A 21394-nucleotide genomic window follows, 5' to 3' on the forward strand; every position below is an offset into this window, starting at 1 on the left:
ACCGGAATCTGCCATAAGGTTATTACGATCCTTATGTACTCAATTCCGGTGGTCTTTTCTGTTATTGATATCGGTCAGATATTATTCTTATTACTTACGCTTCAGCCTTCGGCATCACGTCTGCTGCCGCAGTGATATACTCATTCTCGATCTTACTGAACAGACCGCTGTCTGCAAGCTCTGCAAGCTTCACGTCAATCGGCATCTTGCCCAGGACCGGAACCTTCAGTTCTGCAGCGATCTCATCGATATGGCTCTCGCCAAAGACCTTGATCTCTTTTCCGCAGTCCGGACATTTCACATAGCTATAGTTCTCCACGATTCCAAGGACCGGAACCTTCATCATATCAGCCATGTTATAGGCCTTCTTGACGATCATGCGGACCAGATCCTGCGGAGAAGTAACGATCACGACACCCTCGATCGGCAGGGACTGGAATACTGTCAGCGGAACATCTCCGGTTCCTGGCGGCATATCTACAAAGAGATAATCCAATTCACCCCAGATCACATCACTCCAGAACTGTTTTACCATATTTGCAAGGACCGGACCTCTCCAGATCACCGGTGTCTCCTCATCCGGGAGAAGAAGGTTTACAGACATAACCTCGATTCCGTTTGCAGTTGGCATCGGATAGATCCCATTGTCACTGCCCTGTGCATTGCCCTTGATGCCATACATCTTCGGGATGGACGGACCGGTGATATCAGCATCCATAATGCCCACTTTATATCCCTTGGAAGCCATCAGGTTTGCCAGGGAGCCTGTTACGAAGGATTTACCCACGCCTCCCTTTCCGCTGACAACTCCGATCACATGTTTTACGTCAGAAAAAACGTTTGGTTCTGCCATGAGGCTCTGGGGCTGTTTCTGTCCGCAGCCTTCACAGCTTGATTTGTTGCAGGATGTATTGCTACACTCTTTTGCCATAATAGATTCCTCTCATTCTTTGTATTTACACAGACAGAACTGGCTCTCTGTCCGTGTATTTTTCTCATTCACGATCTCTCATGAACTCCTTACCTTACTTCATAAATCTGTCGATCGCTTTTTCCAGTTCCTTGATAGCATCCCTGTCTCCATGCTCCACGGCATCCACGATGCAGTGTTCTATATGATCCTGCAGTATGATCTTGCCTGTATTATTGATCGCAGATTTTACGGCTGACAGCTGGATCAGCACTTCGCTGCAGTCACGTCCTTCCTCCACCATACGCTTAATGGATTCCATATGCCCGATGGCCCTGGAAAGTCTGTTGAGTACGGCCTTGGTCTGTGCGTGGCTGTGATGATGAGGATGTGTGCCATCGTGAGTATGCACATGTTCCTGTTCCCCGTGGGTATGTTCAAGAACGGTTCCATCCTCGAGAACGTGCACATGTGTTTCTTTCATGTGTATTTCCTCCTTCAGATCTCCGTGAAAGAACAGCGCTGCCGGATCATAGATGTCTGAATGTCAAAAATGATGGTTCCGTCTTCCAGTACTGTCTTCTCGTAGGAGACATCCTTCCCCTGAAATTTCTGTTTCACATACGCTTCCGGATCTGCAATCTCCACTTCTTCCACAAATACATCACGCATCTGATTTCTCGGACATTTGTTAAAAATTTCCCAGATTACTTCGTACTCTTTCATCTGTGCCTGTTCCTTTCTTAGTCATCCTATCCATTATAATAATTTTATGTTTTTTTGTCAAAAATAATTGCACTCACGCAAATATTGTCGTATGATACATATTAAAAATATTACTGCTCTGTCCGTGGGCAGTAAACATATATTAATGTGATAAATCAAAGGAGATAAATTTCATGCAGCTTTTAAAAGACAGAATTCTGACAGACGGCGTAGTAAAAGAAGGAAATATTTTAAAAGTGGACAGCTTCCTGAATCATCAGATGGATATTGACCTGATCAACGAGGTCGGCAAAGAATTCAAGAAACGTTTTGACCACTGTCCAATCACCAAGATCCTTACCATCGAGGCTTCCGGTATCGGTATTGCCTGTATTGCGGCACAGTATTTCCATGTACCGGTTGTATTTGCCAAGAAAGCACAGAGTGTGAACCTTGACGGCGAGATGTACACCACCAAGGTAGAGTCTTTCACCCACAAGAAAGTTTACGATGTGATCCTTTCCAAGAAATTTCTCGGACCGGAAGATCACGTACTCCTGATCGATGATTTTCTTGCCAATGGCTGTGCACTTCTCGGTCTGATCGACATCGTTAAGAAATCCGGCGCAACTCTTGAAGGAGCCGGAATCGTTATCGAAAAAGGCTTCCAGTCCGGCGGACAGACCATCCGTGACATGGGTATCCATCTGGAATCCCTTGCTATCATTGATTCCATTGCTGATGGCAAACTTACTTTCCGTGAATAAGATTTATCATAAAAAATACTCCTGGAAACTTATATACATTGTTTCCGGGAGTATTTTTATTTTTATCACAGCCAGATCATGATATCATTTCTGATCTATGCATCTGCACCCTTTTCCGCTTTCTCTGAAGGTGTCGGAGTTACTGTTTCCTCCGGTGTCGGTGTTCCGGAAATTTCCGTTTCTTCCTTTTCCGATGAAGCCGATGCAGCTTCCGGTGTATTTTCATCTATATCCGGTTCTTCCGTCACCGTAGCTTCCGATGTCACTGTCGGCGTTGGTGTGGCAGTTGCCTCCGGCATGATCTCTTTTTCTTCATAATATCCGTCATCCACTAGCATCTGATAATTATCTGCATCGATCAGCTGGATATCACTGGTCACAGTTCCCACGATCTTGGTCCCGTTGTCATACTGCTCATAATCGGAGATCTCCGGCTTCTCCCCTTTCAGAAGAGCATCCACCATCGTCACACAGTCATGTGCCAGTACACGGTTATCAAACAGCAGATCATCCTCAATCTTTCCCTGGATCACAGCGGTCACTGCTTCTGCCTCACAGCCGCCTCCTGTGATCATAGGCCAGCCATCCTCTCCAGACACATGTCCCGCATCCTCCAAGGCATCCACAGCCCCAAGTGCAAGGTCGTCGGCACCTGTGCAGATAATATCCGGCGCACCCTCTGTATAATTCTGAGAAAGGATCTCCGCCATATCATTCTTTGCGGTATTTCTTCCGGAACGCATCACTGCAGTATCATCAAAGGTCAGCTTTCCTGAAGTACATACCAGTGTTCCGTCGTCGAAATATTCCTGAAGCTTCTCCATCACGCCATTATAAAAGAACAGTGCGTCACGATCATCCGGAGAGCCCATAAGGAACTCAATGGTCAGAGTTTTCTTTTCTTCCCGGGCTTTCTCCAGATCCATTTTTTTTATGATGGAATCTCCCACCATTTTTCCGGCTTTTCTTGTATTAAAGGTAACATAATAGTTGACCTTATCTGTATCCATGATCAGCTGATCGTAAGAAATCACAGGGATAGATTTCTCATACACCTGCTCCAGCACATCGTTCAGGCTGTAAGCATCTGAAGGTGCGATGACAAGTGCAGAAAGCTCTTCATCGTCCAGAATGGACTGGATCTGTGATACCTGCGTATCACTGTCTTCATCTGCCCAAAATAGCTCTGCATCATATCCATCATCTTCCAGTGTATTCTGAAGAGTTTCTCCATCCGCAGACCAACGGGGATCATCTGCTGATGAAGGCAGAAACACACCTACTTTCTTATCTGCTGCCGCAGTTTCTTTTGCTTCTTCTTTTTCTTCTTCCTCTGCATCATTGCTGTTTTTGGCTTTTCCTTCCGGGTCTTCAGACTCCACACTTTCATTGGCTGCCTCTGTCGCCTCTTTGTTTTTTCCACAGCCGGAAAAGGCTGCTGTAAAGACAAAAGCTCCCACAAGCAGGATTGCTGTTTTTTTCTTCATGATCAAATCTCTCCTATAAGCCTTTATAGTCCTTTGCCAGTGATTTCAGATAGTCTCTGTAGGCAGCTGCAGATTTCTTGGGTTTCAGGATACGTACACTGCCGCCCATCCCAGTCAGCCATCCGTAGAATTTTCCATTTTCCGGAAGCTCTGCAGTTACCGTCAGATCTCCGCTATCTTTCATCTTATATTCTGCATCTGTGCCGAAAAAGTCACGCACCTCCGCCTGTACAGCTCCGGTACAGAGAAGTTTTATTTCTTTTTTTATGGTTCCGGCTGAAGCCTCAAGAAGCTTCCGGTACCCTGTCACAGAGGTCTCATGAATATCTTTAGTTTCATGAATCTCCTTAGCTTCCGCAGTCAGCCCGGGTTCTTCAGACGGCTGTTCCTCTCCGGCACTCTCACCGGCAAGATAATACCCACCCGGTCGTTCTCTTGTATAACGGATATCCATTCCAAAAGAACGTAATACCTCCACATCATCATAAATGCTCTTTCGCTCTGCACGGATTCCCTGTTTCTCAAGATTCTCAAGGATCTTCTGCATAGATATTACCCGATGCTCCCCTGTTTCCCGCAGCATTTTTTCAAGGTACAGGATCTTCGCCTTCTGATTGTTTGATTTTGCCATACTGCCCTCTTATCCTTCGTTTTTTACAAAGCGATGGAAAATATAGGAGTTTGCCTCCTGTTCCTCGCTGTCGTCCAGTTTCTCAAGTTCGATCTTTTTACCGTATTTCTTTTCCAGTGCACGGCTGATCAGAAGATCTGCAAGCTGCGGGTTCTTGGGAAGAAGCGGTCCGTGAAGATACGTACCGATCACATTTTTGTATACAACCCCTTCCTCACCGGATTGTCCGTCATTTCCGTATCCTGACAGAACCTTTCCCAGGGATCTGTTGTTTCCGATGGTGGTACGCCCTCCATGATTTTCAAAACCTACGATGGGCATATCAAAAAGATCGCTCTGCATCACAATGTTTCCAATAAGGCGGCCTTTTCCCTGCTCAGTGCTCATATCTACAAGCTTCAGACCCTCGATCATTCCCTGATCCGTCTTATAATAATTTCCAAGGAGCTGATACCCTCCACAGATTGCGATCACAACTCCATTGTCTTCCACATACGCCTTGAAATCCTTCTGGATTTCCTTCAGCTTTTCACATACCAGCATCTGTTCTCTGTCGGAGCCACCGCCAAGAAGTACGATATCCAGTTTGGAAAAATCGATTTGGTCATCCAGTTCATAAGCTATGGTTTCTGCCTCGATTCCTCTCCAGAGACAGCGCTTCATCAGACACTGGATATTTCCTCTGTCACCGTAAAGGTTCAGAAGATCCGGATATAAATGCCCTATCGTTATCTTCATTTCTCACCCTCCAGTTTCTTCAGGATATTTCTGGTGCCAAACAGCGCCGTATAATTTACAAGTACATAAAGATTGCCGCATCCATCCCCGATTCGTTTGCGGATGGCTGTCTCCACATCATTTTCCAGCATGGACGGGATATCCACATATTTCAGACGGAGGCGCATATCCTGACACCGGATACCACTGACTGTGATGGAATTGATATTGTCCCCTCCGAAAAGATCAAAATCCACATCCCAGAGCCAGGAGATATCTTTTCCATCCTGTGCATTATCATTGATCACAATGATGATATCCTTTGGTGATCCGTCCTGCATCACAGCTGAAATGTTCTGGTTAAAACCGGCCGGATTCTTGGCAAGATTCAGAACAACACTGGTGCCCTTGATCCGAAACTGTTCATTGCGTCCGTTCTCCGGATTAAACTTCCGGAGCATCTCATTAAAATGCTCCGCCTTAAAGCCTGCGGTACGAATTCCCGCATAGGCAGCCAGAATATTATACACATTATAGAATCCCTTATAATTGGCCACGATCCGTTTATCCTCCACTGTAAAGGCAATCTGATCATCCACCTTCACATCTGTGGCATCAAAGTCGATCTCCGGACGTTTAAAGCCGCATTTCGGACATCTGTAGTCTCCCAGCTGACTGTAATGATAGAAGCTGTAGATCAGCCTTTCTCCACAGCACTTACAGAACCGGCCCTCACGGATCTCGTTTGTTTTGTTCTCGATCACCGGTTTGCTGATCCCGTAGGTTACAAAAGGATTTCCGCAGTCCATGGCAAGATATGCAGACAGTGCATCATCACCATTGACAATGACCTTCATATCCGGAACCTTTTTCATCATTTCTTCCAGGATGTTCATAGTGATATCGATCTCGCCATAACGGTCCAGCTGATCACGGAACAGATTGGTCATAACCATATAATCCGGTCTGATCCTTGTGAACACATGTCTTGTGGATGCCTCATCCACCTCGATACAGGCATAATCCGCATCCAGTTTTCCGCTGAATTTTGCCCCCAATACAAAGGCTGCCACAACTCCGTTGAGCATGTTGGAACCGGTATGATTGCAGATGACCTTTTTTCCCTCTGCCTCAAGGCCTGCGCACAGCATGTTATTGGTTGTGGTCTTTCCGTTTGTTCCGCATACTACAAATATTTTTTCTCTTACCTGAGAAGAAAGCTCTTCCAGGATATCCGGACAGATCTTCATCGCGACCTTACCGGCCCAGGTCACACCCTGCCGGCCCATAAGCTTACAGACATGTCCTGTGATCTTTGCTGCCATCACAGCAATGGTTGTTCTTATTTTCATAATCTTCTGATTCCTTTGTTTTTATTTCTCTTACCACAGATCTTCCGCTGTCAGGAAATCGGTACAGATTCCTTCTGCTCCCTGCGAAATGTATCTTCTGGCCTGGTCACGGTCATTAACCGTATAAACATACAGACTGATCCCGTTTTTTTCAAAGATCTTCTCCGTTTCTTCTGACCAATACTCCCAGTATACTGTTGCTGCCGGAATTCCCTTTTCTTTACAGAAGGATGCAATATACTCCAGCTCTTCCACAGAATACTCCTGCCACAGTGAATATACATAGGAAGGAAAAGAATAGAGCATGGCCGTTCCGGGAAACATTGCTTCATTGTAGATTTCCGGAATGATCCGATCCAGCGTCTCACCGGCACCTGCATTCCTGGCGATTTCCACATAATCACTGTAATCCTCCAGTGTTCTCTGATAATTGCGAAGAGAATACTGTTTGGAATCGATCAGTACATATGCATCCGGATAATCTTTCAGAAGAAGGAAAAAATCCTCCAGTGTCATGGGGGTGTATTTCCCATATATTTTACTTTGTCTGAATTCCTTTTCTGTAAGGACTTTTTTTCCGTTGCCATCCCACTGTCCCATGGAATCGTTCCAGTTATGCCTGCAGACCCATACTCCATCGGATGTCCTGGAAAGATCCAATTCAAAAAGACGAACTCCCTGTTCATACATGAACAGAAATCCCTCTCTGGAATTCAGGTAATCCTTTCCGTCCATACCTCCCAGAGCATGTGCAATGGTCCTGTAGTCCTTCCAGCTAAATCCTCCTGATGTATTCCGGGCAGTTTCTGTTTCCGGGAAACTACCTCCCAGAAGAAAAAGCGATACAAACAGTATTTCCAATGTCAGTATAAAACGTCGCATCATCTCAGGCAACAAAAAAATGCACAAGACGTAAAGGAAAACATTTCCTCGCTGCTTTCCTTTTTATCTTCTGCAAATTTATCATATCCGGGAACCTGTCCCAAATCATTCCTATATTGTTTCTGTCCGGTAATACCAAAAGTCCCACCGACCATGTTTATCATCCTTTCGCATACGTGTAGTCGTATTTCATACATTACCGATTGTACGCTAAAAAAGGATAATAATCAAGTTAATCCTCTTCTTCCTCGTCATATTCCTGCTGAAGCCTCAGATATTCATCATATTTCTCGTGTGCATTCCGATTATAGGATCGGGAGATCGGTATTACATGCTCTCCGATATGGAAGCTGTCATTTTCAGCTCCTGTGACCCGTTCCATATTTACTATAAAGCTCTGATGACACCGCAAAAATGTACCGTCGTCAAGCTGTTTTTCGAAGTCATTCAGCTTACCTCAGGTTTCCTTTTCTTTTCCAATTCTTCCAATAAAAGCTCGCCGCTTTTAAATATCCGAATTTCTGACCCTGGAACGATCCGCTCAAGCTGTTTGTGAAGTTTTCTCGCATCCGTCTGCATATCATCACAAATGGCAATGGTCATCATCGTCATATTTATGTATCCCCTTTTACTCCATCATTGTTACTTTTTGTTCTATATATTATACCATGATTTGTTATTCAAATTATGATATCTTAATGTAATTTATGGTCGAAAACCCACCATTTATGCATTTTTTCGAGTTTTTTGGAATATTAAAAAAGGACATCTGCATTTCTGCAAATGTCCTTTAAATCGGTCAGAAGTAAATTATACAAGCTCGATAAGAACTTCCATTGCTGCATCGCCTTTACGCTGTCCGATCTTAACGATTCTTGTGTAACCACCGTTACGATCTGCGTATTTCGGAGCGATCTCGCTGAACATCTTGTCAACCATGTCAACTTCTTTTGTATTTTTCTTTCTGCCAGCGCCCTTAGCAGGAACCTCTGTTACAGGATAGAAAACTTTCATCATCTCACGACGTGCATGAAGTCTGGAAGGAGCATCTTTCTTGATCTCTTTCTGAACTTCATCGTAAACTGTTTTCTTTTTGCCGTCTACGACTTCTTTTACACGTTTTCCGTCAGCATCTTTACGAGCAACCTTAGCTGTTACTGTAACTGTCTCGAAATTGTCTTTCTCACGTACAGCCATAGCGATAAGTCCCTCAGCGATCTTACGGATCTCTTTAGCCTTAGCTTCTGTTGTCACGATCTTTCCGTGATGAAGAAGGTTTGTAACCTGATTTCTGAGAAGTGCTTTTCTCTGGTTAGATGTTCTGCTTAATTTTCTATATTTTGCCATTTTATTATCCTCCATCTGTGGGACACCAGGACATGCTTGTTCGGTCTTACTGCCCTGCTGCTGACACCCCACTCATTACTCTGTTTCCGGATTATTCCTCTGTAGGCTGGAGCTGAAGTCCCAGCTCTTTGAGTTTTGCAAGTACTTCCTCTAAGGATTTGCGGCCCAGATTACGAACCTTCATCATATCGTCAGAAGTCTTGTTGCATAATTCTTCAACCGTATTGATACCGGCTCTCTTAAGGCAGTTGTAGGAACGAACTGAGAGCTCAAGCTCATCAATGCTCATCTCCAGAACCTTTTCCTTCTCATTGTCTTCTTTCTCGATCATAACCTCTGCGGTCTTAGCATTCTCGGAAAGATCAATGAACAGGTTTAAATGCTCGCTGAGAACCTTCGCTGCAAGGCTGACTGCCTCATCCGGATCAAGTGTTCCATTGGTATATACATCCAGTGTAAGCTTGTCGAAGTCAGTTACCTGACCAACTCGTGTATTCTCTACGATCATGTTGACTCTGTCTACCGGTGTGTAGATCGCATCCACTGCGATCATACCGATCGGCATGTCATCGGTTTTGCCTTTGTCTGCACTGATATAGCCACGTCCCTTTGTAATGGTAAGCTCCATGGCCAGTCTGCAGTCTTTTCCACCGTTCAGGGTTGCGATCACCTGATCCGGGTTCATGATCTCAATATCCTGATCTGCCTGGATATCAGCTGCTGTAACAACACCTTTGCCCTCACACTCAATGTATGCGGTCTTCGGCTCATTGTCACTGCTGTGATTCTTAATGGCAAGAGATTTCAGATTCATGATGATTTCGGTCACATCTTCCTTCACGCCCGGAATGGAGCTGAATTCATGAAGTACACCATCGATCTTCACCTGGCTTACTGCAGCTCCCGGAAGGGAGGACAGCATAATTCTTCTTAAAGAATTGCCAAGGGTAGTACCATAACCTCTTTCCAGAGGCTCTACAACGAATCTTCCAAACTTCTTATCTTCGGATATTTCGGTAATTTCGATTTTTGGTTTATTGAAATCAAACACTATAAGGTTCCCTCCTTCTGGGTTAATCAACATTCGAGGGTATTACCAATTTTTGTAACTGTAGACACAGTAAACAGTTACTAATTATTTAGAATACAGCTCGACGATAAGCATCTCGTTTACAGGAACATCGATCTGCTCTCTTGTAGGAAGCTCTTTAACTACACCCTTCAGGTTCTCCTGATCAACGTCGATCCACTCCGGAACAAGTCTTCCGCCAGTGATCTCAAGGATTCCTTTATATCTCTCAGAGCCTTTGCTCTTCTCTCTGATCTCAATTGTGTCTCCTGCTTTGCACAGGTAGGACGGAATGTTTACACATTTTCCGTTAACAAGTACGTGCTTGTGATCTACGATCTGACGAGCCTCTCTTCTTGTTCTGGCAAATCCCATACGGAAGACGATGTTGTCAAGTCTGCTCTCAAGCATAACCATAAGGTTCTCACCTGTCTGGCCCTGCATTCTGTCGGCTTTCTTGTAGTAGTTACGGAAAGGTTTCTCAAGAACTCCGTAGATAAATTTTGCTTTCTGTTTCTCTTTTAACTGAAGACCATACTCAGACACCTTGCGGTTTGCACGTTTTAACTGTCTTGTGGACTTCTTATCAATTCCTAAGTAAATCGGATCCAGGCCAAGGGATCTGCATCTTTTCAGAACAGGTACTCTATTTACTGCCATTTCAACTACCTCCTAATTAGACTCTTCTGCGTTTTGGTGGACGGCATCCGTTGTGAGGAACCGGAGTTACGTCACGAATGCTGGTTACTTCAAGTCCGCATGCCTGAAGCGCACGGATTGCAGCTTCACGGCCTGAGCCCGGGCCTTTTACCATAACGTCTACTGTTTTTAATCCATGAATTAAAGCAGCCTTTGTTGCAGTCTCTGCTGCCATCTGTGCTGCATAAGGGGTAGATTTCCTTGAACCTTTAAATCCAAGACCACCGGCACTTGCCCATGAAAGAGCGTTTCCTTCGTTATCTGTCAGTGTGACGATTGTATTGTTGAAGGAAGACTGAATGTGTGCCTGTCCGTGTTCAACGTTTTTCTTGACACGACGTTTTGTCGTTTTCTTTGTAACTTTTGCCATTTTAAAACTAACCTACACTTTCCTTTTATTGAAATTAATTAGTTATATCTATAAATTATTTCTTCTTGTTTGCAACAGTTCTCTTCGGTCCCTTGCGAGTTCTCGCATTTGTCTTAGTCTTCTGACCACGAACCGGGAGTCCTTTACGATGACGGATACCTCTGTAGCATCCAATCTCCTGCAGTCTCTTGATGTTAAGGGCGATTTCCCTTCTCAGATCACCTTCTACTGTCATTGTCTCATCAATAACAGCACTCAGTCTCTTAACCTCGTCATCAGTCAGATCTCTGACACGTGTGTCAGGATTAACCTCTGCTTTAGCAAGAATTTTGTCTGCGCTTGGTCTACCAATTCCATAAATGTAGGTAAGACCGATTTCAATACGTTTCTCTCTTGGTAAGTCTACACCAGCTATACGAGCCATGTACTGTTTCCTCCATTTTCTGTTTCTGAAAGTTCCGCATATCGTATGTCACTTGCTCTCGCAAGGTGAAATGGGACATATCGACCTGCCGCTTTCTTTTCTAGTTTCCTAATTGGGGTGCCTCGGTAAAACACCCAGCTGTAATTGGCGAATCACAGCCTTTCCGAAATTGCGGATCTTAACCGCTGTTGCCTCTCGGTATTAGGCAATACATGCTTATTATCTGTTCAGTAGAACAACCCTGCCGGGTGTTTCATACTGCAGCCGCACGTTTCACAAACATTCCAAAGAAGTCCCGATATGGAAATCAACCCTGACGCTGTTTGTGCTTCGGGTTCTCACAGATGATTCTGATGGATCCCTTTCTCTTAATGACCTTGCACTTCTCGCAGATCGGCTTTACAGATGATCTTACTTTCACTGGAAATCCTCCTTCCGTAAATTAGTCTCATATCTGCAGTTTCACAGGCGCACTCATACACAGTATTTGCGCGCTTGAAATATATACTAACACCTGTTTTCCTGAAATGCAAGAAAAAATTTAAAAAATTTTTGATTTTTTTTGCAGGCTGTATTATAATGGGTGGCAAAGTCCGGCAGACATATAGAATCTGCCTATTTTAATGAAAGGAATCTTTACATATGCATACGGAAATGAAATATCGTTTTCTGATACATTACACCTTATCTTTTATCGGTGGATACCTGGGGCTTTATGCCATTGTGTCAAGAGCTGATCTTTTCGGCAATGCCCAGACAGCCAATCTTCTTGGTGTTGTGCGGGATCTCATAGGCAGGGATTTTTCGGATATGCTTCTGCGTGTGGGTGCGCTTCTCATATATATGGCTGCTGTTATCCTTACGGTCTGGATCCCAGATCATTTTTCCGCAGATCTTCGTTTTATCAGTATCGGGATCGATATCTTTGCGATCCTGCTCCTGGGATTCTTTCCTTCCGGAATGTCTCCGGTTGTGGCTCTTTACCCTGTGTTCTTTGCAATGCCTTTCCAGTGGTGTACCTTCAAGGCTCCCGGCGGATATAACAGCTCCACGATCTTTTCCACCAACAACCTTCGCCAGTTCACCACAGCTGTCACTCAGTTCCTTATGAAAAAGGACAGCGCACAGTGCGATAAAGCAAAATTCTACGGAATGACGCTGCTTTCTTTTCATACAGGTGCAGCTTTGTCTCTGATCCTGTATATGACCTGCGGTCTCTCAGGCGTATGGCTCTGTCTGGTTCCTGCCTTCTATGCTGTATGGCTGATCAGTGCAGACCGGAATACCGCAGCCGATACACCGGCAGTTACCCGAAGCACAGCTTCTGACGGCAGCAGCTTCAGAAATCTTTCCTATAAGAAAAAAGAGGCCTGACTTTATTTTAGCTTTGATAAAATAAGAGGAAATGTGATCTGTTTTTACACTGTCACATTTCCTTTTTTGTTTACGCGTAAGCCCCTCTGACGCTTACAGCTTATATGCGTTCGAAATCCAGTATCATGATTTTGAATGGCCACAAATTGATTTCATCTATATTTCTCATACTATCCTCATAACATATCAATATGCTCTGTAACTTGTTTAAACATTCCACGGTATTTACATTGCGCTTACCGGGAAAATCTTTTATAATTGTTCCAGAAATCATAAATCCTGCTATATATTTTTGACCGAACATGAATGGAGAATTGAAATGCCCAAAAGTATTTACGAAGATATCTATAAAGATCTGAAAATGAAAATAGAGGACAACACCTTTGCCTATCAGGAGCTTCTGCCTTCCGAAAACACTCTGATCCAGACTTACAGCTGCTCCCGCAATACTCTGCGACGTGCGGTCAGTCTTCTTGTCAGTGACGGCTATGTACAGACCATGCAGGGAAAAGGTGTCCGCAATATCTACCGTCCAAACGAGAAGACTGCTTTCACCATCGGAGAGATCGAAACCTTCAAGGAATCTGCTGCAAGGAACGGTCAGAATGCCCATACGGAGGTGGCTCTTTTTACAGAGCTTTGTATCAGCAAAAATCAGTCAGCTTACACAGGATTTCCCGCTGGTGCAGAAGTATATTATATTCAGCGTATCCATTATCTTGAAGATATCCCGCTGATCATCAACCATAATTATTTTCTGAAGGAATCCGTTCCCGGCCTTACTGCCGAGATTGCCAGTCATTCTATCTATGAATATCTGGAACAGGTGCTTCATATGACCATTGTCAACAGCAAACGTATCATGACTGTGGAAAAGGTTACAGAAATTGATGAAAAATATCTTCATCTGAATGTAAAGGATTATAACTGCGTGGCTGTGGTGTCCAGCCAGACTTATAACAGTGACGGTGTGATGTTTGAGTATACCCAGTCACGGCACAAACCGGATCATTTTCGATTTTATGATAATGCCCTGCGCCGATGAGCCAGGCTCATAACTGCTTCGCAGCTATACGGTTATGAGCAGGTGACAAATGTGGCTCACAAATATCCGCCTAGATCTGTATAGATACCTGGATCTGTATAGATGCTGCAGTTTCCTATTTTCCAAAATTATGTTATACTGAAACGATCAACGGAGAGAGGAAATTTTATTTTTATGAAAAAACGAGAATCTTTTAACAGCCGCTGGGGGTTCATTCTGGCCTGCATCGGGTCTGCGGTTGGAATGGGAAATATCTGGATGTTTCCCACCAGAGTTTCCCTGTATGGCGGGGGATCGTTCCTGATCCCGTATTTTATTTTTGTGGCACTGATCGGCTTTACCGGGGTGATCGGTGAGATGAGCTTTGGCCGCGGGACACGTTCCGGGCCCATTGACGCCTTCGGCATGGCCTGTGAAACCAAATGCAGACGAAGGCTGGGTGAAACACTGGGCTGGATACCGGTGATCGGTGCACTGGCCATGGCTATCGGTTATACGGTTGTTATGGGATGGATCTTCCGATATATGCTCGGAACCTTTACAGGATCTACCCTGGCACCGGCAGATATTGAGTCCTTTGGCGCCAAATTCGGAGGCATGGCCTCTGCCTGGGGAAATAATCTCTGGCAGCTGGCTGCTCTTGTGATCTGCATGTTTATCCTGATGTACGGCGTTGGAAGCGGCATCGAAAAGGCCAATAAAGTGATGATGCCTATCTTCTTTATACTGTTTGTGATCCTTGGCATCTATGTTGCCTTTCAGCCGGGAGCTGCTGCCGGATACCGCTATATCTTCCGCGTGGAGCCGGAAGTTCTGGCAAAGCCTTCCACCTGGATCTTCGCACTTGGACAGGCATTTTTCTCCCTGTCTGTTGCAGGCAACGGTACACTGATCTACGGATCTTATCTTCCGGACAGCGAAGATATCCCTGCATCTGCTGCAAGGGTAGCACTTTTTGATACTCTGGCTGCTATGCTGGCAGCACTTGTTATCATTCCGGCCATGGCTACCACAGGTGCCAAGCTTGACCAGGGCGGTCCCGGACTTCTGTTCATCTACCTGCCGCACCTGATCAAAACCATGCCTGGCGGACAGATCATTGCCATCATCTTTTTCGTAGCTGTGTTCCTTGCAGGCATGACCTCGCTTATGAACCTTTATGAAGCCCCCATTGCCACAGTTCAGGAAAAAACAGGTCTTGGCCGGATTCCTTCCTGCATGGTGATCGCCGTAATCGGCGTTGTAGCTTCTCTGCTGATCCAGGGCATTGTTTCTGACTGGATGGATGTGCTTTCCATCTATATCTGTCCTCTCGGCGCAGGATTTGCAGGGATCATGTTCTTCTGGATTTTCGGCCGGAGCTATGTGGAAAGCCAGATCAGCAAAGGCCGCGAGAAACCATTCACGAAATATTTTTACCCGGTGTGTAAATATCTTTATATTCCGGTGTGCTTTCTGGTGCTGATCCTTGGTGTTGTGCTGGGTGGGATCGGATGATAAGGTGATAACATAAGTAAAATAAAAAATTATCTGCATAAACAAATCCCCCGAAAAATGATTTTTTAATCATTTCCGAGGGATTTTTATGTTTTATCTTATAATATTCGTAAAGCCAGGATTTTCGATTTGCTGCATATCCTGAATACACTCACTTCACAGTTTGTCAACAAGTTTAAGTTTTACACTGATTTCCAATTATTCTACATTCTTAGAGTGTATCCGGTTTCTCCACTTCATAGTCAGACCAAGATGCAGCCGTATCGCTGCCTGAGAAACGTAAAAAAATGTGAGTGATAAATTCCACTTCAGATTCTTTTCTGCAGAAAAGGCAAAAAAAGACCCGGCAGCTTGACGCCACCAGGTCATCCTTTACAATATTTCTTATTTATCTCTCCAGATGATTCTTCCTTTGGAAAGATCATACGGAGAAAGTTCGATCGTTACTTTATCTCCCGGGAGAATACGGATAAAATTCATACGGAGCTTGCCACTGATATGTGCAAGTACCACATGTTTGTTTTCCAGTTCCACTTTAAACATCGCATTAGGCAGTTTCTCCAGAACAGTGCCTTCTACTTCGATCACATCTGCTTTTGACATTTTTTACCTCCTATGTCATGACAACAATTGCTGCTTACAGATTCGTAAGCGTCAGAATCTCTGGTTCCCCATCGGTGATGAGGATCGTGTTTTCATAGTGGGCGGAAAGTGAACCATCCATGGTTACCACTGTCCACTCATCGTCCAGCCATGCCACGTCCGCACGACCAAGGTTGATCATGGGCTCGACGGCCAGGGTCATTCCCGGAAGGAGCTTGATGCCCCTGCGCTTCTGCGGGAAGTTTGGAATCTGCGGATCCTCATGAAGATGAGTTCCGATTCCATGTCCTACAAGGTCACGTACAATACCGTAACGGTATTTCGCTGCGTGGGCTCCGATGGCTTTGGAAATATCATTTAAATGATTTCCGGCTTTTGCCATTTTCAGTCCTTCAAAAAAGCACTCTCTTGTAACCTTAATGAGCTGCTGTGCTTCTTTGGATACTTCACCTACCGCATAGGTACGTGCTGCGTCAGAATGGTAGCCCTTATAAATCAGGCCGGCGTCGATCTTAACCAGATCCCCGTCCTGGATAATCTTCTCCTCGGATGGAATTCCATGCACAACCTCATCATTCAGGCTGATGCAGAAAGAAGCCGGAAAACCTCCGTAGTTCAGAAAGTTCGGAATACAGCCCATAGACCGGATCATTTCTTCCCCGATCTTATCAATCTCTTTGGTGCTGACACCCGGTTTGATGTAAGGGATCAAACCGTCATGCACCTTCTCAAGAAGATGGCCTGCTTCTCTCATAAGTTCGATTTCATGCTGTGTCTTAATTGTTACGGACATTCTTATTCTCCTAAGATGTCAACGATCTCCTGGAATACCTCATTCAGATCCCTGGTTCCGTCTACCGTCTTCAAAACACCCTGTGTGGTGTAATAGTCAATCAATGGCTGTGTCTGCTCATGATAAACATTCAGACGCTTCTGAACTGTTTCCGGCTTGTCATCATCACGGAGTACAAGCTTGTCACCACAGGTATCGCAGACCCCCTCTGTCTTCGGTGCTGCAAATACAACGTGATAAGTTGCACCGCATTTCACACATGCACGGCGTCCGCCCATACGTTTCACGATGTTATCATCCGGCACATCCACATCGATCGCATAATCAATTTTGCTTCCAAGTTTGTTCAGAGCCTCTGTCAGACATTCTGCCTGCGGAATTGTTCTCGGGAAACCATCCAGAACATACCCTTCCCTTGCGTCATCCTGCTGAATTCTGTCAACAACAAGGTCGCAGGTCAGTTCATCCGGAACAAGAAGTCCCTGATCCATGTAAGTTTTTGCTTTGTTTCCAAGCTCGGTACCGTTTTTGATGTTAGCACGGAAAATATCTCCTGTGGAGATGTGCGGAATCCCATATTTCGCCGCAATTTTCTTAGCCTGAGTACCTTTACCTGCCCCCGGTGCACCCAACATAATAATTCTCATAGCATACCCTCCATTTTCCTGTTTTCTGCCTGATTTTCAGACAGTCCTGTTTACAAATCAAGGCTGCGACACTTTCGCACCGCAACCTTCATTTTCAATTAGTTCAGGAAGCCTTTGTAATTACGTACAAGCAGCTGAGATTCCACCTGCTTAACGGTCTCCAGGATAACACCTACGATGATGATGATAGATGTACCGCCGAAGGAAACATCCGCACCGAACACACCGTTGAAGAAGAACGGTATAACGGCCACGATAACAAGACCTACTGCACCTATAAATATAATATAATTCAGGATTTTAGTCAAATAATCTGAAGTCGGTTTTCCCGGACGGATGCCTGGGATAAAACCGCCCTGCTTTTTGATATTATCGGCTACTTCCAACGGATTAAAGGTAATTGATGTATAGAAGTATGCGAAGAATACGCAAAGTACCACATACACGATCAGACCCCAGCTGTACTGGATCTGACTTGGATTACACCAGTTATTGGAGGAAAGTCCTCTTAAGATCTCACTTCCGATGCCCGTTCCGTTTCCTTTGCCAGCGAACTGAGCAATGATCGACGGGAAAGACATGATAGAGGAAGCAAAAATAACCGGGATAACGCCGGCAGTATTTACCTTGAGCGGGATGTTTGTGGACTGACCGCCCATCATTTTACGTCCAACCATCTTTCTGGAATACTGAACCGGAATTCTTCTCTCTGCTCCGTTGAGGATAAGTACGAGCACTACAACAAACAGAATAATCACAGCAATGATGCAGGCTGCAAGCATTCCTTTTGCAATTGTTTTGCCCTTGACGAAGTTCTCATAAAGAAGGGACATATCACTCGGGATCCTGGACACGATATTGATAGTCAGGACGATGGAAATACCATTTCCAATGCCCTTCTCTGTAATACGCTCGCCCAGCCACATAAGCATTGCGGAACCCGCTGTTAAACTTGCAACAACTACGATTCCTTTAAGGAAGCTCATGTTCGGGATCATACCCTGACGTCCAAATCCGATTGCCATGGCAACAGACTCAAACAGAGCAAGACCAACCGTTACATAACGTGTGATTGCTGTAAGCTTTTTTCTTCCTTCTTCTCCGTCACGCTGCATCTCTTCCAGTGCCGGAATGGCAATGGTAAGAAGCTGAATGATAATGGAAGAAGTAATGTAAGGTGTGATGTTCAATGCGAAAATTGACATCTGAGTAAAGGAACCGCCGGTGAACGCATCAAAGAAATTGAATGCGTCACCGGTATTAGATTCAAACCACTGCTTAAAGAAGTCACTGTCGACTCCCGGTACAGGAAGCTGGGATCCGATTCTGATCACGAATATCATCCAGATCAGATAGAGAAGCTTTCTTCTCATTTCCTTTACTTTGAAAACACTCTTAAGAGTCTCAAACATTAGATCACCTCTACTGTACCACCAGCAGCTTCAATTTTTGTTTTTGCAGTCTCGCTGACAGCGTTTACTTTAACATTAAGTTTTTTTGTAAGCTCGCCGTTTCCAAGGATCTTAACACCATCACCGATCTTGGAGATTGCACCGCTTGCAAGTAAGCTGTCAACTGTAACCTCTGCGCCATCCTCAAAACGATTGAGAACGTCTACATTGATTGCGATAATTTCTTTAGAGTTTCTGTTAGTGAAACCTCTCTTAGGAAGACGTCTGTATAAAGGCATCTGACCTCCCTCGAATCCCGGTTTCTTGTGTCCGGAACGAGCAAGCTGTCCTTTATGTCCTTTACCAGCAGTTTTGCCGTTTCCTGAACCATGTCCACGGCCTCTTCTGAAGTTATCGCTATGCTTGGAACCCTCTGCGGGTCTTAAGTTTGATAATTCCATTCTGGCACCTCCTTAATCTTCTACTTTTACCAGGTGCTGCACCTGCTGAATCATTCCTCTGGTTGCAGCGTTGTCTGGCATCTCAACTGTTTTATGCATCTTTGTAAGACCCATAGCTTTTACAGTTTTTTTGTGTTTCGGTACTGCACCGATTGGAGATTTTACCAGTGTAACCTTGATTGTATCTGCCATTTCCATATCCTCCTTAACCCAGAATCTCATCTACAGATTTTCCGCGGAGCTTTGCAACCTCTTCCGGAGTCTTTAACTGGCTCAGGCCTGCGATTGTTGCCAGAACTACGTTCTGTTTATTTCTGGAACCCATACATTTTGTACGGATGTTTTTGATACCTGCAAGCTCGATTACGGCACGTGCCGGGCCACCGGCGATAACTCCAGTACCTTCCGGAGCTCTCTTCAGAAGCATCTCAGCGCTTCCGAATTTTCCGATGAAGTCATGTGTAATGGAATTGTTCTCGTCTCTTGCAACAGTAACAAGCTTCTTCATAGCGTCCTCTTTACCTTTGCGGATCGCCTCCGGAATTTCTGCTGCTTTTCCTAAACCTGCACCAACGTGTCCATTGCCGTCACCTACAACAACTAAAGCTGTGAAACGGAAGTTACGACCACCTTTAACAACCTTGGTAACACGCTTGATTGATACTACTTTATCTTCTAACTCTAACTGACTAGCATCAATAAGATTACGTTTCATGTGTTCTTTTCCTCCTCTTAGAATTTCAGTCCAGCTTCTCTTGCTGCATCTGCCAGTGCTTTAACTTTTCCGTGGTAGATATATCCACCTCTGTCGAAAACAACGCTCTCGATACCAGCCTCAACAGCTTTTTTACCGATCACTGTTCCAACTTTTGCTGCAGCCTGTACATCATCAGTGTTCTCAAGCTCTGCTTTTACGTCCTTCTGGAGAGTAGAAGCGGATACTAAAGTTTTACCAACTGTGTCATCAATAATCTGTGCATAGATGTGCTTGTTGGAACGAAATACTGCCAGACGAGGAGTAGTTGCAGTTCCGTTTAAATGATGACGTAATCTTCTATGCTTCTTTTCGCGAATTTCGCTTCTGGATGCTTTGTTAATCATATTCTCACTCTCCTTAATTATTTCTTACCGGTCTTACCGACTTTACGTCTGATAACTTCGTCAACGTACTTGATTCCCTTGCCCTTGTATGGCTCAGGTCTTCTCTTGTCTCTGATCTCAGCTGCGTACTGGCCAACTTTTTCTTTGCTGATACCAGATACGATGATCTTGTTTCCGTCAACTGTGGACTCAAGACCTTCTGGATCTTCCATCTCTACCGGGTGAGAATATCCGAGGTTAAGTACAAGTTTCTTGCCCTGCTTAGCAGCTCTGTAACCAACACCGTTAACCTCAAGCTCTTTTTTGTATCCTTCGCTTACACCAACAACCATGTTGTGGATAAGGCTTCTTGTTAAGCCGTGAAGGGCTTTGATTCTCTTTAAGTCGTTCGGTCTTGTTACAACTACATGACCGTCTTCAACTTTGATCTCTAACTCTGTCGGGAGTGCTCTCTCAAGTGTTCCCTTAGGTCCTTTTACTGTTACAACGTTTCCATCTGCGACTGTAACCTCAACGCCAGCTGGAATTGCAACCGGAAGTCTTCCGATTCGTGACATAAATTTGTCCTCCTTACTTAGATTGTCGGAGAGGGCCCATGCCCTCTCTGTTTTCAGTTTAAAAGCTATATGACTGCTTCGTTAAGCGGCTTTGGCCTACCAAACGAATGCAAGTACCTCGCCACCAACCTGAAGCTTACGAGCCTCTTTGTCAGTGATAACGCCTTTGTTTGTGGAAAGGATTGCGATACCAAGTCCACCAAGAACCTTCGGAAGCTCATCCTTGCCTGCGTATACACGAAGACCTGGTTTGGAGATTCTCTTAAGTCCTGTGATGATCTTCTGGTTTTTGTCCTCACCATATTTCAGTGTGATGTGAAGAGTTTTAACAACTCCATCCTCAACCAGATCATATTTTGCGATGTATCCCTCATCTACAAGGATGTTTGCGATAGCAATTTTCATCTTGGATGCCGGTACGTCTACAGTGTCATGTTTTGCAGTATTTGCGTTACGGATTCTTGTAAGCATATCTGCGATCGGATCGCTCATTGTCATGTAAGTTTCCTCCTCTTTCTTCAGACTTTACATGTCGTGTGAATATTATTTAAATGATTAAAAAGTT

At 44.7% G+C, this 21394-nt stretch carries 30 protein-coding genes; 4 read left to right on the forward strand and 26 right to left on the reverse strand.

The window, feature by feature from the left end:
* Nucleotides 1–94: 94 nt before the first annotated feature.
* The 3 genes from NE638_RS02250 to NE638_RS02260 all read right to left on the reverse strand — a co-directional run bounded on the left by NE638_RS02250 (nucleotide 95) and on the right by NE638_RS02260 (nucleotide 1636).
* Complete coding sequence (locus tag NE638_RS02250) at nucleotides 95–931, reverse strand: Mrp/NBP35 family ATP-binding protein (protein WP_015526958.1); 837 nt, start codon at nucleotides 929–931, stop codon at nucleotides 95–97.
* Nucleotides 932–1025: 94 nt separating this feature from the next.
* A complete protein-coding gene (locus NE638_RS02255; RefSeq protein WP_015526957.1) occupies nucleotides 1026–1394 on the reverse strand; it encodes a metal-sensing transcriptional repressor in 369 nt (122 codons plus the stop codon).
* A gap of 14 nt (nucleotides 1395–1408) precedes the next feature.
* Nucleotides 1409–1636: a hypothetical protein gene (locus tag NE638_RS02260; protein WP_015526956.1), complete on the reverse strand. Its 228-nt coding sequence runs from the start codon at nucleotides 1634–1636 to the stop codon at nucleotides 1409–1411.
* 173 nt (nucleotides 1637–1809) lie between these two features.
* On the opposite strand from NE638_RS02260, the gene NE638_RS02265 reads away from it, so the two are divergent.
* Complete coding sequence (locus tag NE638_RS02265; RefSeq protein WP_015526955.1) at nucleotides 1810–2382, forward strand: xanthine phosphoribosyltransferase; 573 nt, start codon at nucleotides 1810–1812, stop codon at nucleotides 2380–2382.
* 95 nt (nucleotides 2383–2477) lie between these two features.
* Here the strand turns inward: NE638_RS02265 and NE638_RS02270 are convergent, their stop codons facing one another.
* From NE638_RS02270 to rpmJ, 13 genes are all read right to left on the reverse strand, one after another.
* Nucleotides 2478–3869, reverse strand: a complete 1392-nt coding sequence (locus NE638_RS02270) for a substrate-binding domain-containing protein (protein WP_173745734.1) — start codon at nucleotides 3867–3869, stop codon at nucleotides 2478–2480.
* Nucleotides 3870–3882: 13 nt separating this feature from the next.
* Nucleotides 3883–4500, reverse strand: a complete 618-nt coding sequence (locus tag NE638_RS02275) for a WYL domain-containing protein (RefSeq protein ID WP_015526952.1) — start codon at nucleotides 4498–4500, stop codon at nucleotides 3883–3885.
* A gap of 9 nt (nucleotides 4501–4509) precedes the next feature.
* Complete coding sequence (locus NE638_RS02280; RefSeq protein ID WP_147603378.1) at nucleotides 4510–5238, reverse strand: type 1 glutamine amidotransferase; 729 nt, start codon at nucleotides 5236–5238, stop codon at nucleotides 4510–4512.
* The gene (locus tag NE638_RS02285) at nucleotides 5235–6569 is read right to left on the reverse strand and encodes a MurT ligase domain-containing protein (protein WP_015526950.1); all 1335 of its coding nucleotides are present in this window, start codon (nucleotides 6567–6569) and stop codon (nucleotides 5235–5237) included. The genes NE638_RS02280 and NE638_RS02285 overlap by 4 nt, the downstream gene beginning before the upstream one ends.
* Before the next feature lie 30 nt (nucleotides 6570–6599).
* Nucleotides 6600–7304 (reverse strand): phosphatidylinositol-specific phospholipase C/glycerophosphodiester phosphodiesterase family protein, encoded by a 705-nt coding sequence (locus NE638_RS02290; RefSeq protein WP_227588377.1) that lies wholly within the window; start codon nucleotides 7302–7304, stop codon nucleotides 6600–6602.
* Between the two features lie 379 nt (nucleotides 7305–7683).
* On the reverse strand, nucleotides 7684–7863 hold the full coding sequence (locus NE638_RS02295) for a LytTR family transcriptional regulator DNA-binding domain-containing protein (protein WP_235812329.1): 180 nt from the start codon (nucleotides 7861–7863) through the stop codon (nucleotides 7684–7686).
* A gap of 35 nt (nucleotides 7864–7898) precedes the next feature.
* On the reverse strand, nucleotides 7899–8063 hold the full coding sequence (locus NE638_RS02300; protein WP_161206335.1) for a hypothetical protein: 165 nt from the start codon (nucleotides 8061–8063) through the stop codon (nucleotides 7899–7901).
* A 198-nt stretch (nucleotides 8064–8261) separates the two neighbouring features.
* Nucleotides 8262–8798 carry a bL17 family ribosomal protein gene (locus NE638_RS02305; protein WP_021976084.1) on the reverse strand — a complete coding sequence of 179 codons (537 nt, stop codon included), beginning with the start codon at nucleotides 8796–8798 and terminating at the stop codon, nucleotides 8262–8264.
* A gap of 91 nt (nucleotides 8799–8889) precedes the next feature.
* The gene (locus NE638_RS02310; RefSeq protein WP_059085345.1) at nucleotides 8890–9849 is read right to left on the reverse strand and encodes a DNA-directed RNA polymerase subunit alpha; all 960 of its coding nucleotides are present in this window, start codon (nucleotides 9847–9849) and stop codon (nucleotides 8890–8892) included.
* Between the two features lie 84 nt (nucleotides 9850–9933).
* Nucleotides 9934–10527, reverse strand: coding sequence for a 30S ribosomal protein S4 (gene rpsD, locus NE638_RS02315; RefSeq protein ID WP_015526943.1), 594 nt, complete (start codon nucleotides 10525–10527; stop codon nucleotides 9934–9936).
* A 16-nt stretch (nucleotides 10528–10543) separates the two neighbouring features.
* Nucleotides 10544–10936 carry a 30S ribosomal protein S11 gene (gene rpsK / locus NE638_RS02320; RefSeq protein WP_015526942.1) on the reverse strand — a complete coding sequence of 131 codons (393 nt, stop codon included), beginning with the start codon at nucleotides 10934–10936 and terminating at the stop codon, nucleotides 10544–10546.
* 55 nt (nucleotides 10937–10991) lie between these two features.
* Entirely contained in the window at nucleotides 10992–11360 is a 369-nt protein-coding gene (gene rpsM / locus NE638_RS02325; RefSeq protein WP_008707282.1) for a 30S ribosomal protein S13, read from the reverse strand.
* Between the two features lie 307 nt (nucleotides 11361–11667).
* A complete protein-coding gene (rpmJ, locus tag NE638_RS02330; protein WP_003022746.1) occupies nucleotides 11668–11781 on the reverse strand; it encodes a 50S ribosomal protein L36 in 114 nt (37 codons plus the stop codon).
* A 221-nt stretch (nucleotides 11782–12002) separates the two neighbouring features.
* Here rpmJ and NE638_RS02335 point away from each other — a divergent pair, with 221 nt between their 5' ends.
* The 3 genes from NE638_RS02335 to NE638_RS02345 all read left to right on the forward strand — a co-directional run bounded on the left by NE638_RS02335 (nucleotide 12003) and on the right by NE638_RS02345 (nucleotide 15276).
* A complete protein-coding gene (locus NE638_RS02335; RefSeq protein WP_173745735.1) occupies nucleotides 12003–12734 on the forward strand; it encodes a YoaK family protein in 732 nt (243 codons plus the stop codon).
* Nucleotides 12735–13053: 319 nt separating this feature from the next.
* Nucleotides 13054–13779, forward strand: a complete 726-nt coding sequence (locus NE638_RS02340; protein WP_173740432.1) for a UTRA domain-containing protein — start codon at nucleotides 13054–13056, stop codon at nucleotides 13777–13779.
* Nucleotides 13780–13953: 174 nt separating this feature from the next.
* On the forward strand, nucleotides 13954–15276 hold the full coding sequence (locus tag NE638_RS02345; protein ID WP_173745736.1) for a sodium-dependent transporter: 1323 nt from the start codon (nucleotides 13954–13956) through the stop codon (nucleotides 15274–15276).
* 384 nt (nucleotides 15277–15660) lie between these two features.
* On the opposite strand, the gene infA is transcribed toward NE638_RS02345, so the two are convergent.
* The 10 genes from infA to rpsH form a co-directional block, all read right to left on the reverse strand.
* Nucleotides 15661–15879, reverse strand: coding sequence for a translation initiation factor IF-1 (gene infA, locus NE638_RS02350; RefSeq protein ID WP_005428560.1), 219 nt, complete (start codon nucleotides 15877–15879; stop codon nucleotides 15661–15663).
* Nucleotides 15880–15913: 34 nt separating this feature from the next.
* Complete coding sequence (gene map, locus NE638_RS02355) at nucleotides 15914–16672, reverse strand: type I methionyl aminopeptidase (RefSeq protein ID WP_015526936.1); 759 nt, start codon at nucleotides 16670–16672, stop codon at nucleotides 15914–15916.
* A gap of 2 nt (nucleotides 16673–16674) precedes the next feature.
* Nucleotides 16675–17319, reverse strand: a complete 645-nt coding sequence (locus NE638_RS02360) for an adenylate kinase (protein WP_015526935.1) — start codon at nucleotides 17317–17319, stop codon at nucleotides 16675–16677.
* A gap of 98 nt (nucleotides 17320–17417) precedes the next feature.
* Nucleotides 17418–18731, reverse strand: a complete 1314-nt coding sequence (gene secY / locus NE638_RS02365) for a preprotein translocase subunit SecY (RefSeq protein ID WP_015526934.1) — start codon at nucleotides 18729–18731, stop codon at nucleotides 17418–17420.
* Nucleotides 18731–19171: a 50S ribosomal protein L15 gene (rplO, locus tag NE638_RS02370; RefSeq protein ID WP_015526933.1), complete on the reverse strand. Its 441-nt coding sequence runs from the start codon at nucleotides 19169–19171 to the stop codon at nucleotides 18731–18733. Before rplO ends, secY begins: the two co-directional genes overlap by 1 nt.
* 12 nt (nucleotides 19172–19183) lie before the next feature.
* Nucleotides 19184–19363: a 50S ribosomal protein L30 gene (gene rpmD, locus NE638_RS02375; protein ID WP_015526932.1), complete on the reverse strand. Its 180-nt coding sequence runs from the start codon at nucleotides 19361–19363 to the stop codon at nucleotides 19184–19186.
* A gap of 13 nt (nucleotides 19364–19376) precedes the next feature.
* Nucleotides 19377–19886, reverse strand: a complete 510-nt coding sequence (rpsE, locus tag NE638_RS02380; RefSeq protein ID WP_015526931.1) for a 30S ribosomal protein S5 — start codon at nucleotides 19884–19886, stop codon at nucleotides 19377–19379.
* Nucleotides 19887–19903: 17 nt separating this feature from the next.
* On the reverse strand, nucleotides 19904–20272 hold the full coding sequence (gene rplR / locus NE638_RS02385) for a 50S ribosomal protein L18 (RefSeq protein WP_015526930.1): 369 nt from the start codon (nucleotides 20270–20272) through the stop codon (nucleotides 19904–19906).
* Nucleotides 20273–20289: 17 nt separating this feature from the next.
* Nucleotides 20290–20829, reverse strand: a complete 540-nt coding sequence (rplF, locus tag NE638_RS02390; protein WP_015526929.1) for a 50S ribosomal protein L6 — start codon at nucleotides 20827–20829, stop codon at nucleotides 20290–20292.
* Between the two features lie 96 nt (nucleotides 20830–20925).
* Entirely contained in the window at nucleotides 20926–21327 is a 402-nt protein-coding gene (gene rpsH / locus NE638_RS02395; protein WP_015526928.1) for a 30S ribosomal protein S8, read from the reverse strand.
* Nucleotides 21328–21394 lie beyond the last annotated feature (67 nt).

Source organism: Blautia sp. MSK.18.38 (assembly GCF_024460535.1).
In the GTDB taxonomy this organism is placed as follows: domain Bacteria; phylum Bacillota; class Clostridia; order Lachnospirales; family Lachnospiraceae; genus Blautia_A; species Blautia_A fusiformis.

Excerpts from the sequence above, each read along its gene's own strand:
- NE638_RS02250 (WP_015526958.1), bottom strand. The coding sequence starts at position 931 with ATGGCAAAAGAGTGTAGCAATACATCCTGCAACAAATCAAGCTGTGAA.
- NE638_RS02255 (WP_015526957.1), bottom strand. The coding sequence starts at position 1,394 with ATGAAAGAAACACATGTGCACGTTCTCGAGGATGGAACCGTTCTTGAA.
- NE638_RS02260 (WP_015526956.1), bottom strand. The coding sequence starts at position 1,636 with ATGAAAGAGTACGAAGTAATCTGGGAAATTTTTAACAAATGTCCGAGA.
- NE638_RS02265 (WP_015526955.1), top strand. The coding sequence starts at position 1,810 with ATGCAGCTTTTAAAAGACAGAATTCTGACAGACGGCGTAGTAAAAGAA.
- NE638_RS02270 (WP_173745734.1), bottom strand. The coding sequence starts at position 3,869 with ATGAAGAAAAAAACAGCAATCCTGCTTGTGGGAGCTTTTGTCTTTACA.
- NE638_RS02275 (WP_015526952.1), bottom strand. The coding sequence starts at position 4,500 with ATGGCAAAATCAAACAATCAGAAGGCGAAGATCCTGTACCTTGAAAAA.
- NE638_RS02280 (WP_147603378.1), bottom strand. The coding sequence starts at position 5,238 with ATGAAGATAACGATAGGGCATTTATATCCGGATCTTCTGAACCTTTAC.
- NE638_RS02285 (WP_015526950.1), bottom strand. The coding sequence starts at position 6,569 with ATGAAAATAAGAACAACCATTGCTGTGATGGCAGCAAAGATCACAGGA.
- NE638_RS02290 (WP_227588377.1), bottom strand. The coding sequence starts at position 7,304 with ATGGACGGAAAGGATTACCTGAATTCCAGAGAGGGATTTCTGTTCATG.
- NE638_RS02300 (WP_161206335.1), bottom strand. The coding sequence starts at position 8,063 with ATGACGATGATGACCATTGCCATTTGTGATGATATGCAGACGGATGCG.
- NE638_RS02305 (WP_021976084.1), bottom strand. The coding sequence starts at position 8,798 with ATGGCAAAATATAGAAAATTAAGCAGAACATCTAACCAGAGAAAAGCA.
- rpsD (WP_015526943.1), bottom strand. The coding sequence starts at position 10,527 with ATGGCAGTAAATAGAGTACCTGTTCTGAAAAGATGCAGATCCCTTGGC.
- rpsK (WP_015526942.1), bottom strand. The coding sequence starts at position 10,936 with ATGGCAAAAGTTACAAAGAAAACGACAAAACGTCGTGTCAAGAAAAAC.
- rpsM (WP_008707282.1), bottom strand. The coding sequence starts at position 11,360 with ATGGCTCGTATAGCTGGTGTAGACTTACCAAGAGAGAAACGTATTGAA.
- NE638_RS02335 (WP_173745735.1), top strand. The coding sequence starts at position 12,003 with ATGCATACGGAAATGAAATATCGTTTTCTGATACATTACACCTTATCT.
- NE638_RS02340 (WP_173740432.1), top strand. The coding sequence starts at position 13,054 with ATGCCCAAAAGTATTTACGAAGATATCTATAAAGATCTGAAAATGAAA.
- NE638_RS02345 (WP_173745736.1), top strand. The coding sequence starts at position 13,954 with ATGAAAAAACGAGAATCTTTTAACAGCCGCTGGGGGTTCATTCTGGCC.
- infA (WP_005428560.1), bottom strand. The coding sequence starts at position 15,879 with ATGTCAAAAGCAGATGTGATCGAAGTAGAAGGCACTGTTCTGGAGAAA.
- map (WP_015526936.1), bottom strand. The coding sequence starts at position 16,672 with ATGTCCGTAACAATTAAGACACAGCATGAAATCGAACTTATGAGAGAA.
- NE638_RS02360 (WP_015526935.1), bottom strand. The coding sequence starts at position 17,319 with ATGAGAATTATTATGTTGGGTGCACCGGGGGCAGGTAAAGGTACTCAG.
- secY (WP_015526934.1), bottom strand. The coding sequence starts at position 18,731 with ATGTTTGAGACTCTTAAGAGTGTTTTCAAAGTAAAGGAAATGAGAAGA.
- rplO (WP_015526933.1), bottom strand. The coding sequence starts at position 19,171 with ATGGAATTATCAAACTTAAGACCCGCAGAGGGTTCCAAGCATAGCGAT.
- rpmD (WP_015526932.1), bottom strand. The coding sequence starts at position 19,363 with ATGGCAGATACAATCAAGGTTACACTGGTAAAATCTCCAATCGGTGCA.
- rpsE (WP_015526931.1), bottom strand. The coding sequence starts at position 19,886 with ATGAAACGTAATCTTATTGATGCTAGTCAGTTAGAGTTAGAAGATAAA.
- rplR (WP_015526930.1), bottom strand. The coding sequence starts at position 20,272 with ATGATTAACAAAGCATCCAGAAGCGAAATTCGCGAAAAGAAGCATAGA.
- rplF (WP_015526929.1), bottom strand. The coding sequence starts at position 20,829 with ATGTCACGAATCGGAAGACTTCCGGTTGCAATTCCAGCTGGCGTTGAG.
- rpsH (WP_015526928.1), bottom strand. The coding sequence starts at position 21,327 with ATGACAATGAGCGATCCGATCGCAGATATGCTTACAAGAATCCGTAAC.